Origin of the sequence: Pantoea sp. JGM49 (assembly GCF_018257655.1) — a bacterium.
GTDB lineage: Bacteria > Pseudomonadota > Gammaproteobacteria > Enterobacterales > Enterobacteriaceae > Pantoea > Pantoea communis.
On record NZ_JAERJM010000005.1, the window covers coordinates 127,424 to 140,931 of the forward strand.

Consider the following 13,508-nt stretch of genomic DNA (forward strand, 5'->3'; position numbering starts at 1 on the left):
TTCGCCCAAATTCTGGAGAGAGTTAAATGCGAAATGTTGAAACCCAAAATTTTGAAGCCGATGCAGAAGTTTTAAACGCGATGCTGAGTAAGGCCAAAAGTGAGCAGCGATCAGATGATGCGCTGGCCGTATCCGTCCGCCTGGCAGCATTAGCGATTCACGCAAGAAACAAAGAAATGTCAGCTGCTGAAATTATCGAACTGCTGGACAAAGAATCCGTGCGCTTCGAGAACCAATCACGGGAGCTGCACTAATGGCCGACTCAATGGATCTGGTTCAACAGCGCGTCCAGGAAGAACTGGCGCGTAATCTGGCAACGGCTATTCACCGTCCTGCAGGAGCGAGTGAGTTTTTCTGCCTGTCATGCGATGCAGCTATCCCTGAAGCGCGTCGCCGAGCGCTGCCGGGTGTCGAGCTGTGCGTTACCTGCAAAGAGATTAGCGAACTGAAAAGTGTGCATTACAAAGGGGTCGCGCTTTGAGAGTCCAGGTTGATGATCGCTATGCATTGCGCGCGTTGAAATCCAGTGAGCCGGGCAAGCCTCAACAGTTGGTGCTGGAGAAATTCAGTTGGCTTGAGATTGATGGCGTCCATCAGCGCGTGCCGCAAACCATGGCAGTATATGAGTCGGCAGTGCTCCTCATGCGCGATTTGGCTGCTGATGTCATTGGTCGCCATGTTTTGCGCGGGCAGATGAACACAATCGCGGGCTTTGTGGCGGAAACTCGCCGCATTGCTGAGTTGGTCGAGGCTGCAGTGCAAGAGCTGGCTGAACTTCAGGCCGCGCATGTCTGAAAGCCTTCCTGATCTCCTTACTGGTGAATATCACGCCGTAAATCAGCAGCGGCGTGAAGTCTTTGGCATGTCCGCTCCGGCGGATATGTCCCTTTCTGAGCGCCGTCTCTGGAATGTGAATCCAGAGGACCACAACTGGCGCAGCCAATATCTGCAAAATATGCCGGAATATCTGGCCGGTTACTTTGCCGATCGCTACAGCAAAATCCTCTCAGCAAATAATGGCCGCCGTCGGGCCAATGCGTTTCTGCGCCAAACTATCGGCCAGAGCGTATTGCCACGCCTCCAGTTGGTTCGCAGTCGCTATCGTCTTGATGAAGCCGCTCAACATGAACTGCCGTTCATAAAGCAGCTTGATCGTCTGCCTACGCTTGACCGGCAGGACGTGCGCGATCTGGCTTATAAAGTCGCATCCTATCTTTCGCTCAGCCTGGCTGAGTTTGTCGATAAAACCTCAATGCCACAGGAAGCGGACGAGCAGACCATAACCTGCATTGCTTATCGCTACGTTGCTGAGCTGGCCGCATTGACCGGCACGCAGCCGCCATATTGGGCGGAGTTCAAAGCCTGCAAAGGTGAGCTGAGTCTGCGCAAGGCGCAATCCGGTTTGTTACGCATGATGGCGCCAGAGTGGTGGCGCGGCCGTCTTAAGCAGATGCGCGATCTCCAGCGCGAGCACATGGCAATCGCTGTTGGGCAGGTGCAAAAATCTGCTTCGCCTTACGTTTCACGCGGCACGCTGGCCGAATGGGTCGAGCAGAAGAAACGCAACCGCGAGTTCTTCAAACGCTACGACTTGATGAACAAAGAGACTGGTGACCGTATCGCAATGGACGAGATGGTCAACCGCAGCACCGCGAACCCGGCCATGCGCCGCCGCGAGTTGATGACCAGAATGCGCGGCTTTGAAGACATCGCCAACGAAACCGGCTGCGTAGGGGACTTTTATACGATCACCGCGCCGTCGCGTTATCACTCCGTTTACAGTCAGGGCGGTTTCATTACCAAATGGAACGGCTCAAGCCCGCGCGATACGCAGCGCTATCTCTGCCGAGTTTGGGCGCGTATACGCGCCGCGCTGTCACGCGAAGAAATCCATGTTTTTGGTTTCCGTGTCGTTGAGCCTCATCACGACGGCACGCCACACTGGCACATGCTGCTGTTTATGCTGCCGGAACATCGCGAGCGTGTGCAGCAGATCATGCGTGAGCATGCCAGCAAAGAAGACGCCGACGAACTGAGCACGGCGCAGGCGCGCAAAGCGCGTTTTCACGCTGAGCCTATCGATCCCTCTAAAGGCAGCGCCACGGGTTACATCGCTAAATACATCTCCAAAAATATCGACGGCTTTGCAATGGACGGCGAGAAGGACGATGAAACCGGCTCAAACATGCGTGATATGGCGAAAGCGGTCTGCGCGTGGGCTTCTCGCTGGCGCATCCGCCAGTTCCAGCAGATTGGCGGTGCGCCGGTCACTGTATGGCGCGAGTTGCGCCGTCTCGGCGATACGCGCCTACCAAACGAGAAGATGGACGCCGTGCTGGCGTCTGCTTCCGTTGCCAGCTGCTGGGCGTCTTACACCATGGCGCAGGGTGGCCCGTTGGTTGCGCGTGATGACTTGGTGATCCGTCTCTGCTACGAAATCACCGAAATGGGCAACGAGTACGCGGAGGACGTGCAGCGTGTTCAGGGCATCTACTCGCCTCACTATCAAGATTCTGAAGTATTCACGCGTCTGGTGAAGTGGGAAGCCGTTGCCAAATTCGCCGACGCGTCAGCGGAGGCTGGTCCTTCTGGCGGCATCGCCGCCCCTTGGAGTTCTGTCAATAACTGTACGGGGCCCGAGCGCCGACGTTTAGAGATGGAGTTAAAAGCTCGCGGATTTGAAGGGCATGATGAAGAAATAGGCTTGTTGAAAAGAGGATGCAGCCTAAATGCGGGGGCGAGGCGAAGGCTTTTTTATCAGAACGGAAGGCTACAGGAAGCTGCTTTGGACCAGTGACGATCTAGAGCAATCTCATTGAAAGATAAAAAAGAGTTTCACATTGAGATACATTTTATATACTGTACGCATATACAGTTGTTTGATGATGAGGAGGAAGCATGCAGGATTATCTTTTGGAGTCGGTTAAGCTCCAGCGCATTGATTTGTTTCTAAAACTTGTTGCTATTAGTGACTGCACGGAGTCGGAAAAAAGTATGGCTATCGAGTGGGTCGCCGAGCTAACTGATGAGTTAATGGCGCGCTTGCGGAATCATGAATACAGCCGTTCGATGAATCAATTGGAGTGAGAATTGGTGGTCCTAATGTCCACTGTGATCATGCATGACTATGCTGCATGAAATCGCATGATCCAAAATGGATCTCTTTTCCCCCGGCCCGCCTTTTCTGGCGGGCTTTTGCATACTTAATGCAATGCATGAAAACCGTTACGTAAAGTGGGCAGGCGTGGCGGGGGTACGAGCGCGCGCTGAGGGTGCAGCTGGTCAAAATGCGGCTCAATTTCCGGGCCGCTGGGACGTTGGTTATGGTGGGAAGTTCCTTGGGGCACATTAAATAAGCCCCCGGCAGGATGCCACTGAGGCACTCTGCAACGCGGTTTGAGCGTTACGATTGTGCGAGTTTGTTCATTAGTGTTCAAAAAAGAGTTGTATTACTTTCGCGGATAGCTGTAGATTTTGTGTTCTGTCACAAGTTGCAGTGATAGGTGGCAAACATTGAATTGCGGCTGGTACGATCCCATTAAAGATTTATAGTCTTTGTCCGAAAATGACATTAAAGTAGTTCGCCTTAAATGCCGTTTGTAAGGACATAGAATTGAACTTAGAGCAGATCGCCAGTCAAAGTATCAGCAACCTTCAGTTTCTTCTCGATACTCTGAAGTTGCCGCTGGCTGTTGGTCCTATCAGCGACGAGGATTATGTGATCCTGACGACAGGATACTCACAGCTTGAGTGGGATTACGGTTTTTCTCGTTTTGGCAATCGCGCAGATAAGTTTGAGTTTTGTCTGAAACTGCTTGCTGGACCGTTAAGGCATATACCTTCCGGCGCTGCATTGTGTACCTTTGATGAGGACGCTGGTGTGATTGAGATTCACTTTGTTGAATCTTTCGTGAAGGATGATGACACAGGGCATCCGCTCTATGGCAACATGTTCATGATCACTTTATGGGCGGTCTATCTCTTTGGTAGCGCAGTGGACTGCAAAGAGATACGCATTCCAGAAGCTCTCAATCATAAAGTTGCTGAGCATTATAAAAAATTTGGGTTTAAGGGTGACATAAGCTTGCTTTCGGCACCTTTTGCTACAATAACTGATGTAGTACGGCGCTACATTACTTCCAAGAAACAGTAGATAATTTTTTGCGCAGTGATAGAATGCTGCGCCTGACATCCACACCGGATGACGAGGCTAAACCTCTAAGAGGAAATCATGACTATGACGCATAGTGACAAGAAAACTCAGAAGCATTACGCAGTGTCTGACGTTTTCACCCGTATGGGCGTCGCAATGGAAGACTTACTTCAGGCGGCCCCACATATGATGCAGGATGGCAAGTTTGAAGGAAATGAGCTTCACGGTAAGCTCAAAGAAAAGCAGCAAGCTGCTTAACTCCATAGTGCGTTTTGCATGAAGCCCGGCCTCAAGCCGGGCTTTTTTATGCCTGCTATTCAGTATCTAACACATATGGACTGAAGCGGACCACCTCTTCGCCCAGCCAGTCGTTCAGTTCTTCAAAGCGCTTCTGCAGTGGCATCAGCTCGTTACGCACAAACACGCGGCTGGCTTTTTCCACGTCACCGAATCCGCCAGTGTTGTTTGGGATGATGCCCATCATCTGCGGCGGCACTCGGTGCGCGGCCATCATGTCATCACGGCTCACATTCTTGATATTCAGGAATTCATCCTTCGCCGCCACCTCTGACAGCGGGATGATCTGAATCCCGTCTTTCTTCCCGTTCGGCGAGTACATAAACAGGTTGCGGAAGTTGCCCGGCCCCTTGGCGCTTTTCATCGCCTTGCGGATGTTGTCCACATCTTCCTGATTCTGCGCCGCGTCGGTCATGTACATGATAAAGCCAGCGTGGCTGCCGTTTAGGTAGTACTTGCGGCGGAACAGCGTGGCCGACTCGTTCAGCAGGGTAGACGGGATGGCCGACAGGTATTCCGGCAGGCCGTAAACTTCCTGATTAAGGTCCGGCTCCATCAGGTGAAACACGCTGCCCGGCGTAAACTGGTACGGCTGCGTGTTCAGCCCGTACTGCACAAACCAGTAGGTGTCCAGGTCAGTCCCGCGCCGGGTGAATTTTGCCAGTGCCGGCTCCAGCGCAATCACGCCGCCTAGTCGGTTCGTGCGCTTCTCCAGATAGGCGTTGCCGAACACCAGATAGTCCTGAATAAAGCGGCTGAACGCCTGCCCGCTCAGCAGTGGGTGCGGGATAAACGAGCTGGTGAGGATGTTGCGCTTAACGTTGAGCGGCGAGCTGTGATGCACGGCGGCGCGGAACGTGCGGGCCAGCCCGTCAAAGCTCACCGGCGGCTCATACCACCGGTCCGTCACCACGCATTCCACGTAGTCCAGCAGTTCACGCCTGTCCAGCACCGGTATCGGGTCGCCAAAGGTAAACGCCTCTGCCGCCGCGCCGCCGGTCATATTAATCTGCTGCACGGGCTGCGTGCGCGTGCGGTTCCTGCGTTTGCTCATTAAAAAATCTCCATGATGTTGCGGGTGTGGGCGGATTCGCCCTGCAGCGGTTCGTTTGCCAGCGCGTGCATGGTCGCCCAGGCTAAGTCCGCATGGCTGGCTTCCTCGCTGCGGCTGGCTTCATAGGTCGGGCGGTTGCCGCTGGCCGTGGTTGAACGGCGAATCGCCATGAATGACTGCGCGATGTCGAGGTGCCCGGCGTCAAACTCCAGACGCCTGCCGCTGATGATGTCGAACGCCTTCAGCACCAAGGCGTTTTTAACGTTCGGGTTATAGACAAACTCTTTCACCGCCGGGAAAAACGCCTTCACGTTTTCATAAACGCCGAGGCCCACGCCGGTGGAGTCAATGCCGATATAGGTGACATTGTACTGCTGCGTCAGCTGTCTGATGGACTCTGCCTGCGCGCGAAAGTCCATGCCGCGCCACTGGTGGCGCTCCAGAATACGGAACTTGCCGCCCGGCACGGCAGGCGGAGCAATCACCACGCACCCGGCGCTGTCGCCGTTCTGCGTCCCTTTCGCCGGGTCGTAGCCTATCCAGACTTCGCGCCAGCCGAACGGGCGCAGCGCCAGCGCCTCAAAGTCGTCCCACACCTCCCAGCTGTCTACCATGCATTTCTGCAGCAGCTGCAGAGGGAACACCGAGGCGAGATCGTCCACGAACTCGCACATCAGCAGGTTCTGGTATTCCGGCGGGCTGTATTCGAGGCGCAGCTGGTCCAGGTCAAACAGGTTACAGCCACCGTGCACCGCATCTTCCACGGTGACTATCTGGCGGAACTGGCCATCATCGCAGAAGCGGCCCGGCGACAGGTTCGGGTGCGTCAGGTCAATGTCAACGCGGTCCGCTTTGGCGCGCCCACGGTTAAACAGCGCGCCGGACCAGAACGGATAGGCGCTGTGCGTGAGGCTCGACGGGGTGGAAAAGTAGGTCTGCCGCCATTTTTTGTGCAGCGCCATGCCGGACGCCACCTTGCGCAGTTCCTGAAACTTCGGGATCCAGAAATATTCATCCAGGTACAGGTTGCCGTGATAGCTCTGCGCGGTGCGGGCGTTGGTGCCGAGGAAGTACAGGCACGCGCCGTTGGCGAGCGTCATCGGGTCGCCCTTCAGCTCCACGTCCACCTCTTTGGCAAACTCAATGATGTACTGCTTAAAGACGTGCGCCTGCGCCTTACTGGCCGAGAGAAAAATCTGGTTACGCCCGCTGGTCAGCGCGTCGATCAGCGCCTCGCGGGCAAAGTAATAGGTAGCACCAATCTGGCGCGATTTGAGCACGTTGCGGATGCGGTGCCTGTTGCCCGCATCCCACCACTGGCGCTGGTAGCCGAACATCGAGCCGTGGAAAATCTCCTGTAGCTTCTCCACCTGTTCGTCTGAGAACACGTTTTTTTCCGGCGGCTTGCGCGGTCCGCTGTTGCGGTTTGCCACCTTCGGATTGAGATCCGACTCGTTGCCGCCGTTATTGAATTTCCCGATGCGCGCATGGCGCTCGGACTGGCGCGCCAGCAGGTCAATCTCCTTATAGTCCTTGCCTTCCTTTGTCTCCTTCATGACCAGCTGGCAGTAGCGTGCGGCGGTGGTCAGCTGCATCTGGTCAAGCGGGCCGTAGTCGCCCCACCTGTCGCGCTTCTTCCAGCTGTGAACGGTTGCGGGTTTCTCTCCCAGCATTTCAGCAATGCGGGCGATGCGGTATCCCTGAAAGTACAGCAGTAAAGCCTGCCTGCGGGGATCAAGGTCTTCGGGGGCGAGTGTCGTTGTCATGGCCTCAAAATACGGCCCCGCAGTCACCTTTTCCGCTGCGCCTCATTGTGTGGTTTGCCGCACAACGTCCCCGCGTTGTTTCGTTCCCCCTCTCACCGCAACCATAAGGCTCTCAGACGTTTTACCTAACGGAGCCTGGCTCATGACAGTAACTGCAAAGCGTTTTCGTATCGGGGTGGAAGGTGCCACCACGGACGGGCGCGAGATTTCCCGCGAATGGCTGGTGCAGATGGCCGCCGCCTACAACCCGGCGGTGTACACCGCGACCATCAATCTGGAGCACCTGAAGTCTTACGCGCCGGACAGCACCTTTAACCGCTACGGCACGGTGAGCGCGCTGGTCGCCGAGGAAATCAGCGACGGGCCGCTTGCCGGAAAAATGGCGCTGTACGCTGACATCCTGCCTACAGATGCCCTCGTGGAGCTGGTGAAAAAGGGCCAGAAGCTTTTCACCTCCATGGAAGTCAGCACCAAGTTTGCCGACACCGGCAAGGCCTATCTGGTCGGACTCGCTGCCACCGATGACCCGGCGAGCCTCGGCACCGAAATGCTGGCGTTCAGCGCGAAAGCGGAGCAAAACCCGCTGGCGAACCGCAAGCAGCACCCGGAAAACCTGTTTACCGCCGCCACCGAAACGCTAATCGAGCTGGAAGACGCGCCGGAGGAAAAGCCCGCGCTGTTCACCCGCATTAAAGCCATGTTCAGCAAACAGCAGCAGACCGATGCCGCGCGCTTCAGCGACGTGCATCAGGCGGTTGAGCTGATTGCCACCGAGCAGCAGGGTTTCAGCACCCGCACCGACAAGGCGCTGGGCGAGCAGGCGGAGCGCCTGAATCAGCTGGAAGCCTCCCTGAACGAACAGCTGGATGATCTGAAGACGCAGCGCGAAGCGTTCACCGAACTGAAATCGCAGCTGGAGCGTGAAGACGGTCGCAAAGATTTTCGCCAGCGCGCGCCGGGCAGCCACACGCCATCGGCACAACTGACCAACTGCTAAAGGAGCAGCACACCCCATGAAAAAGAACACCCGTTTTGCGTTTAACGCCTACCTGACGCAGCTGGCCACCCTGAACGGCGTGCCGGTCGAGGAGCTGGCGAGCAAGTTCAACGTTGAGCCGTCCGTGGCGCAGACGCTGGAAGACACCATTCAGCAGTCCGCCGCGTTCCTGACGCTGGTCAACGTGGTAGGCGTCAGCGAGCAGTCAGGCCAGCTGCTCGGCCTCGGCATCGGCGGCTCTATCGCGGGCACCACGGATACCTCCGCGAAGGACCGTGAGCCTACCGACCCGACCGATATGAGCGGCGTTGAGTACAAGTGCGAGCAGACCAACTTTGATACCGCGATCACCTACGCCAAGCTGGACATGTGGGCGAAGTTTCAGGACTTCCAGACCCGTATCCGCGACGCCATCGTGAAGCGTCAGGCGCTGGACCGCATCACCATCGGTTTTAATGGTGAGAAGCGCGCCAAAACCTCGGACCGCGTGAAGAATCCGATGCTGCAGGACGTGAACAAGGGCTGGCTGCAGAAGCTGCGCGAAGACGCGGCGGACAACGTGATGGGCAGCACCACTAAGGACGGCGTAACCACCGCCGCGCCGGTGAAGGTCGGCAAGGGTGGCGCTTACGTCAACCTCGACGCGCTGGTGATGGATGCGGTTAATGAGCTTATCGATCCTATCTTCCAGGACGATGACGAACTGGTGGTGATCTGCGGGCGCGAGCTTCTGTCCGATAAGTACTTCCCGCTGGTCAATAGCGAGCAGGCCAATACCGAGAAGCTGGCGGCCGACCTCATCATCAGCCAGAAGCGCATGGGCGGCCTGCAGGCGGTACGCGCGCCGTTCTTCCCGCCAAAGGCTGTGCTGATCACCCGCCTGGACAACCTGTCCGTGTACTGGCAGGAAGACACCCGCCGCCGTTCGGTGATCGACAACCCGAAACGCGACCGCATTGAAAATTTTGAATCGGTCAACGAGGCCTACGTGGTGGAAGACTACCGCTGCGCCGCGCTGGTTGAAAACATCGAAATCGGTGATTTCTCAGCACCTGCCAGCACCGAAACCGGCACCGGAGAGTAACCAATGAGCCTGAGTCCCGCCCGGCAACACCGCCAGCGCGTTCAGGCTGAACAGGCCGCCCGTCAGGGCGGCAGTGTTCGCCACGCCAGCGGCTATGAGCTGATGCTGATGCAGCTCGGTGAAGACCGCCGCCGCCTCAAGGGCATTCAGTCCACCGTTAAAAAAGCCGAAATCAAAATCGAAGTGCTGCCCCGGTATGTACCGTGGGTGGACGGCGTGCTGGCCGCTGATGCCGAACAACAGGATGACGTGGTGATGTTCGTCATGCTCTGGCGCATTGACGCCGGGGATTACGCCGGTGCGCTGGCGATTGGCCGTCACGCCATCCGCCGTAACTGGTCAATGCCGATTGGCAACCGCAACGCGCAGACGGTGCTGGCCGAGGAAATGGCCGACGCCGCGAAGAACGCGCTGCTGGCAAACGTGGAGTTTGACGTGGATTTACTGCTGCAGACGCTGGACGTGATTGGCGATCTGGATATGCCGGACCAATCCCGCGCCCGCCTGCACAAGTCCATCGGCTGGTTGCTCACCGAAACCAGCCCGGCGTCCGCACTTAATCACCTGACCCGCGCGCTGCAGCTCGATGAGAAATGCGGCGTTAAAAAAGACATTGAGCAGCTGGCGCGGAAAATCCGCAACGCCAGCTGATAACCGGACGTGCCCACGCGCGGGGCGGCACGGGATGGCGACAGGCTTTTGCCTCATCAAAACCCTGTCCACCGCCCACCCTTTTCAGGAGTAGCAAGTTATGGAATTCGTAGCGCCGCAGAAGGCGACGGGGGCGCCGGACGTTATCCCCAACAATTCATTCTGGCCGGACGTTGATATGGCGAAGTTTCGCGTATCGATGCGCGTTGACGGCACCGTGACGCCGGATCGGCTGCGGCAGGTTGTGCTCACCGCGATGTCGGAGGTAAACGCGGAGCTGTACCCGTGGCGCGAACAGCAGGAGCTGCGCGGCTTTAATCTGCTGGCCGACGTGCCGGGCGAGCAGCTGGCCGGTGAGAGCGCCCGACTGCATCACTATCAGAATGCGGTGTGGTGCTGGACGCGCGCCGTGCTCAACGAACGCTATCAGGACTTTGACGCCACCGCCGCCGCCGTAAAGCGCGGCGAGGAGCTGGCGGACGCCACTGGTGATTTATGGCGTGACGCCCGCTGGGCCATCAGCCGCGTGCAGAACCTGCCGCACTGCACCGTGGAGCTTATCTGATGAAGGTGCGTGCGCATCAGTACGACACGGTGGACGCGCTCTGCTGGCGTCACTACGGGCGCACGCAGGGCATGACCGAGCAGATTTTACAGGCGAATCCGGGGCTGGCTGAGTACGGCCCCATCCTGCCGCACGGGCTGGAAGTGGAGCTGCCGGACGTGACAACAACGGCCACCGTGCAGGCCGTCCAGCTCTGGGACTGAATCATGTGGGAGAAAATCAGCACCTTTATCACCTGGTGCATTGCGGTGGTGATGGCGTGGCTGGGTGGCATGAACCTCAAGGACGTGTCCACCGTGGCCGGGGTGCTTATCGGCCTGCTGATGGCGCTCATCAGCTGGTACTACAAGCACAAAACCTATCAGCTGCTGGCACGCGGGCGCATCACGCGGGAGGACTATGAATCTGCAAACCGTTAAGCGCTGCGCCGTCGGTGCGGTGCTGGCCATTGCCGCCACGCTGCCGGGCTTTCAGCAGCTGCACACCTCGGCGGAGGGGCTGCGGCTTATCGCCGACGCCGAAGGGTGCCGCCTTAAGCCCTACCAGTGCGACGCGGGAACGTGGACCGACGGCATTGGTAACACGTCCGGCGTGGTGCCGGGCAAAAGCATTACCGAGCGGCAGGCGGCGGGGAACTTCATCACCAACGTGTTACGCGTCGAGGCGGCACTGGCGCGCTGCGTGGCGGTTTCCATGCCGCAGCAGGTCTATGACGCGCTGGTGTCGCTGGCGTTCAACGTCGGCACCGGCAACGCCTGCGGTTCAACCATGGTGGTGCTGCTGAAACAGGGTAAGTGGCGCGAGGCATGCTATCAGCTGCCGCGCTGGGTATACGTCAAAGGCGTATTTAATCAGGGCATAGATAATCGTCGTCAGCGTGAGCTGGCATGGTGCCTGAAAGGAGTGTGACATGCAGTTACTGAAAACGTGGTGGTTTACGGCGGTACTCGGCACCCTGCTGACGCTGGTCAGCGTTTATCACGGCAGCTTTGCAGGCTATCCGGTGGCGGCGCTGATGTGGGCCGACTTTATCGCGTGGATGCTGGTGAGCTTTGGCGGGTTGTATGCCTGCACCCTGACCGGCGGCGACCGGAAACAGGTATTTGCATGGCTGATGCGGTTTGCGCGGCTGACGGAGCGCGTACCGCTCAGGTGGTATCACCGCGTGTTTATCGCCGGGGTGATGTGGGGAGCGGGCTGGAAGCTCACGGCGCTGGTCAGCCTGCTGGCCGGGTTTCAGCGAGGCATGCTCAGGCCCGAACTTGAGCGGGTCACAGCATGATCCGCGCGCTGGTTGTGGTGCTGATTGTGGTAATGGCCTTGCTGGGCGTGCAGTCGTGGCGGCTCGGCAACGCGCACAGCCGTATCGAAATACAGACAACCACTATAGCGAGCCAGGGCAAAAAGCTGTCGCAGAAAAACGGCCAGCTGATTGCCCTCAATATTCTGACGCAGACCAGCAGCCGGGCGCAGACGCAGCTGTACGCCGCCGCCGAGCAGAACGGCAGGCTGATACGCGACCGGCAGCGCACTATTGAGGAACTGAAACGTGAAAATGAAGACCTTCGCCGCTGGGCTGATACCCCTCTGCCTGATCCTGTTATCCGGCTGCGCCAGCGACCGGCCCTCGCCGGAGGTGAATCTTACCGTGAGTGGCTGTCCCAAAATCACTCGCTGCCAGCTGGACCCGGCAGGGCCGCGCAGTAACGACGATCTGAACGCGCTGCTGGATGAAACCGAGGCCGCCTGGGCGGCGTGTGCAGATAAGGTAGACACCATCATCAGCTGTCAGGAAAAAGACGATGAACAAGCCGCAGTCCTTGCGCAGCGCCCTGAATAAGTCCGTGCCCTACGTGGCAGAAAACCCGGACCGGCTGCACCTGTTCGTGGACAGCGGCCAGCTGGTTGCCACGTCCGCGGCCTCGCTGTCGTGGGAATACCGTTACACGCTGAATATCGTCATCACCGACTTTACCGGCGACCAGAACCTGCTGATGGCGCCGGTGATGTTCTGGCTCAGGGAAAACCAGCCGGACGCGCTGCAGAACAGCGACCAGCGGGAAAAACTGTTTTCATTTGAGGTGGATATTCTCGGCAATGACCGCTGCGACATCAGCATAAACCTGAAGCTGACCGAGCGCGTCGTGGCAACAACGGTGGACGGCAAAACCCGCGTGGAGGCCTTACCGGAGCCGGAGACGCCGGAGGAATTCTGGACGGTGAAACGTGGCTGAACTGCATGAGGTGGACGCCTGGCTGAACGCGCTACTGGCGCAGCTTGAACCGGCGGCCCGTAAAAAGATGCTGCGCGAGGTATCGCGCGACTTGCGCCGCATTCAGCAGGCGAACATCACCGCGCAGCGTTCGCCGGACGGCACCGCATGGGAGCCGCGCCGCGTCACTCCACGCAGTAAAAAAGGGCGCATCCGCCGCGCCATGTTTGCAAAGCTCAGAACTGCGAAGTATCTGAAGGCGCAGGCCACTGACGACACCGCTGAAGTCTCGTTTGTGCCTGCCGTGCAGCGTCTTGCCCGCGTGCATCACTACGGTCTGCGGGACCGGGTAAACCGTCGCGGCACCACGGCGCAGTATGCCGAGCGCCCGTTGCTCGGTATCAGCAGCGAGGTGGTAAATGTCGTGCGCGAAACCCTGCTGCGCTGGCTTAGCGAATAACTGATTTTTGTCAGTCGCCGAATACCACCGCATGCACGCCGGGGTGCGTATTGGGCAGCGTTTCCTTCAGGGCCTTGCCGTGCGTGAAGTCCAGCATATGAATCAGGTCCGGGTTGTCGGTGATATATCGCACCCCATAGCGGGCTATCTGTTCAAACACCACCACGCCTTTATCCCCAAACAGAAACACCACGTCGCCGTCGCCGTCCTGCACCTTGCGAATGCGCACCGGCCCGTGCGCCATCACGCTGACCTGATAAACCACCAT

At 58.0% G+C, this 13,508-nt stretch carries 22 protein-coding genes; 19 read left to right on the forward strand and 3 right to left on the reverse strand.

Going from position 1 to position 13,508, the window contains the following annotated elements:
* Positions 1-26 precede the first annotated feature (26 nt).
* The 7 genes from JK231_RS10840 (at position 27) to JK231_RS10870 (ending at position 4,411) form a co-directional block, all read left to right on the forward strand.
* On the forward strand, positions 27-254 hold the full coding sequence (locus tag JK231_RS10840) for a DUF2732 family protein (protein ID WP_211728515.1): 228 nt from the start codon (positions 27-29) through the stop codon (positions 252-254).
* Entirely contained in the window at positions 254-481 is a 228-nt protein-coding gene (locus tag JK231_RS10845) for a TraR/DksA family transcriptional regulator (protein ID WP_211728516.1), read from the forward strand. The genes JK231_RS10840 and JK231_RS10845 overlap by 1 nt, the downstream gene beginning before the upstream one ends.
* On the forward strand, positions 478-795 hold the full coding sequence (locus JK231_RS10850; RefSeq protein ID WP_211728517.1) for a DUF5405 family protein: 318 nt from the start codon (positions 478-480) through the stop codon (positions 793-795). The genes JK231_RS10845 and JK231_RS10850 overlap by 4 nt, the downstream gene beginning before the upstream one ends.
* A complete protein-coding gene (locus tag JK231_RS10855) occupies positions 788-2,797 on the forward strand; it encodes a replication endonuclease (RefSeq protein WP_211728518.1) in 2,010 nt (669 codons plus the stop codon). The genes JK231_RS10850 and JK231_RS10855 overlap by 8 nt, the downstream gene beginning before the upstream one ends.
* Before the next feature lie 101 nt (positions 2,798-2,898).
* On the forward strand, positions 2,899-3,087 hold the full coding sequence (locus JK231_RS10860) for a hypothetical protein (protein WP_211727663.1): 189 nt from the start codon (positions 2,899-2,901) through the stop codon (positions 3,085-3,087).
* A gap of 526 nt (positions 3,088-3,613) precedes the next feature.
* A complete protein-coding gene (locus JK231_RS25500) occupies positions 3,614-4,153 on the forward strand; it encodes a hypothetical protein (protein ID WP_249221670.1) in 540 nt (179 codons plus the stop codon).
* Between the two features lie 84 nt (positions 4,154-4,237).
* Complete coding sequence (locus tag JK231_RS10870; protein ID WP_249221671.1) at positions 4,238-4,411, forward strand: hypothetical protein; 174 nt, start codon at positions 4,238-4,240, stop codon at positions 4,409-4,411.
* A gap of 55 nt (positions 4,412-4,466) precedes the next feature.
* Here the strand turns inward: JK231_RS10870 and JK231_RS10875 are convergent, their stop codons facing one another.
* The gene (locus tag JK231_RS10875) at positions 4,467-5,504 is read right to left on the reverse strand and encodes a phage portal protein (protein ID WP_211728520.1); all 1,038 of its coding nucleotides are present in this window, start codon (positions 5,502-5,504) and stop codon (positions 4,467-4,469) included.
* Complete coding sequence (locus JK231_RS10880; RefSeq protein ID WP_211728521.1) at positions 5,504-7,270, reverse strand: terminase ATPase subunit family protein; 1,767 nt, start codon at positions 7,268-7,270, stop codon at positions 5,504-5,506. The genes JK231_RS10875 and JK231_RS10880 overlap by 1 nt, the downstream gene beginning before the upstream one ends.
* Positions 7,271-7,412: 142 nt before the next feature.
* Here JK231_RS10880 and JK231_RS10885 point away from each other — a divergent pair, with 142 nt between their 5' ends.
* The 12 genes from JK231_RS10885 to JK231_RS10935 all read left to right on the forward strand — a co-directional run bounded on the left by JK231_RS10885 (position 7,413) and on the right by JK231_RS10935 (position 13,240).
* Positions 7,413-8,267: a GPO family capsid scaffolding protein gene (locus JK231_RS10885; RefSeq protein WP_211728522.1), complete on the forward strand. Its 855-nt coding sequence runs from the start codon at positions 7,413-7,415 to the stop codon at positions 8,265-8,267.
* A gap of 16 nt (positions 8,268-8,283) precedes the next feature.
* Positions 8,284-9,351, forward strand: a complete 1,068-nt coding sequence (locus JK231_RS10890; RefSeq protein ID WP_211728523.1) for a phage major capsid protein, P2 family — start codon at positions 8,284-8,286, stop codon at positions 9,349-9,351.
* A 3-nt stretch (positions 9,352-9,354) separates the two neighbouring features.
* Positions 9,355-10,002, forward strand: coding sequence for a terminase endonuclease subunit (locus JK231_RS10895; protein WP_211728524.1), 648 nt, complete (start codon positions 9,355-9,357; stop codon positions 10,000-10,002).
* A 100-nt stretch (positions 10,003-10,102) separates the two neighbouring features.
* Positions 10,103-10,567, forward strand: coding sequence for a head completion/stabilization protein (locus tag JK231_RS10900; protein WP_211728525.1), 465 nt, complete (start codon positions 10,103-10,105; stop codon positions 10,565-10,567).
* Positions 10,567-10,770 carry a tail protein X gene (locus tag JK231_RS10905; protein ID WP_211728526.1) on the forward strand — a complete coding sequence of 68 codons (204 nt, stop codon included), beginning with the start codon at positions 10,567-10,569 and terminating at the stop codon, positions 10,768-10,770. Before JK231_RS10900 ends, JK231_RS10905 begins: the two co-directional genes overlap by 1 nt.
* A gap of 3 nt (positions 10,771-10,773) precedes the next feature.
* Positions 10,774-10,986 (forward strand): HP1 family phage holin, encoded by a 213-nt coding sequence (locus tag JK231_RS10910; protein WP_058973331.1) that lies wholly within the window; start codon positions 10,774-10,776, stop codon positions 10,984-10,986.
* Positions 10,967-11,476 carry a lysozyme gene (locus tag JK231_RS10915; protein ID WP_211728527.1) on the forward strand — a complete coding sequence of 170 codons (510 nt, stop codon included), beginning with the start codon at positions 10,967-10,969 and terminating at the stop codon, positions 11,474-11,476. Before JK231_RS10910 ends, JK231_RS10915 begins: the two co-directional genes overlap by 20 nt.
* 1 nt (position 11,477) lies before the next feature.
* Positions 11,478-11,849, forward strand: a complete 372-nt coding sequence (locus tag JK231_RS10920; protein ID WP_211728528.1) for a DNZ54_00345 family protein — start codon at positions 11,478-11,480, stop codon at positions 11,847-11,849.
* Positions 11,849-12,274: an Rz-like lysis system protein LysB gene (gene lysB / locus JK231_RS10925; RefSeq protein WP_349291520.1), complete on the forward strand. Its 426-nt coding sequence runs from the start codon at positions 11,849-11,851 to the stop codon at positions 12,272-12,274. The genes JK231_RS10920 and lysB overlap by 1 nt, the downstream gene beginning before the upstream one ends.
* A complete protein-coding gene (gene lysC, locus JK231_RS25505; protein ID WP_249221684.1) occupies positions 12,165-12,407 on the forward strand; it encodes an Rz1-like lysis system protein LysC in 243 nt (80 codons plus the stop codon). Before lysB ends, lysC begins: the two co-directional genes overlap by 110 nt.
* The gene (locus tag JK231_RS10930) at positions 12,370-12,801 is read left to right on the forward strand and encodes a phage tail protein (protein WP_211728530.1); all 432 of its coding nucleotides are present in this window, start codon (positions 12,370-12,372) and stop codon (positions 12,799-12,801) included. The genes lysC and JK231_RS10930 overlap by 38 nt, the downstream gene beginning before the upstream one ends.
* Positions 12,794-13,240: a phage virion morphogenesis protein gene (locus JK231_RS10935; RefSeq protein WP_211728531.1), complete on the forward strand. Its 447-nt coding sequence runs from the start codon at positions 12,794-12,796 to the stop codon at positions 13,238-13,240. Before JK231_RS10930 ends, JK231_RS10935 begins: the two co-directional genes overlap by 8 nt.
* A 10-nt stretch (positions 13,241-13,250) precedes the next feature.
* Here JK231_RS10935 and JK231_RS10940 read toward each other — a convergent pair whose 3' ends face one another.
* Positions 13,251-13,508 (reverse strand): hypothetical protein, encoded by a 258-nt coding sequence (locus JK231_RS10940; protein WP_211728532.1) that lies wholly within the window; start codon positions 13,506-13,508, stop codon positions 13,251-13,253.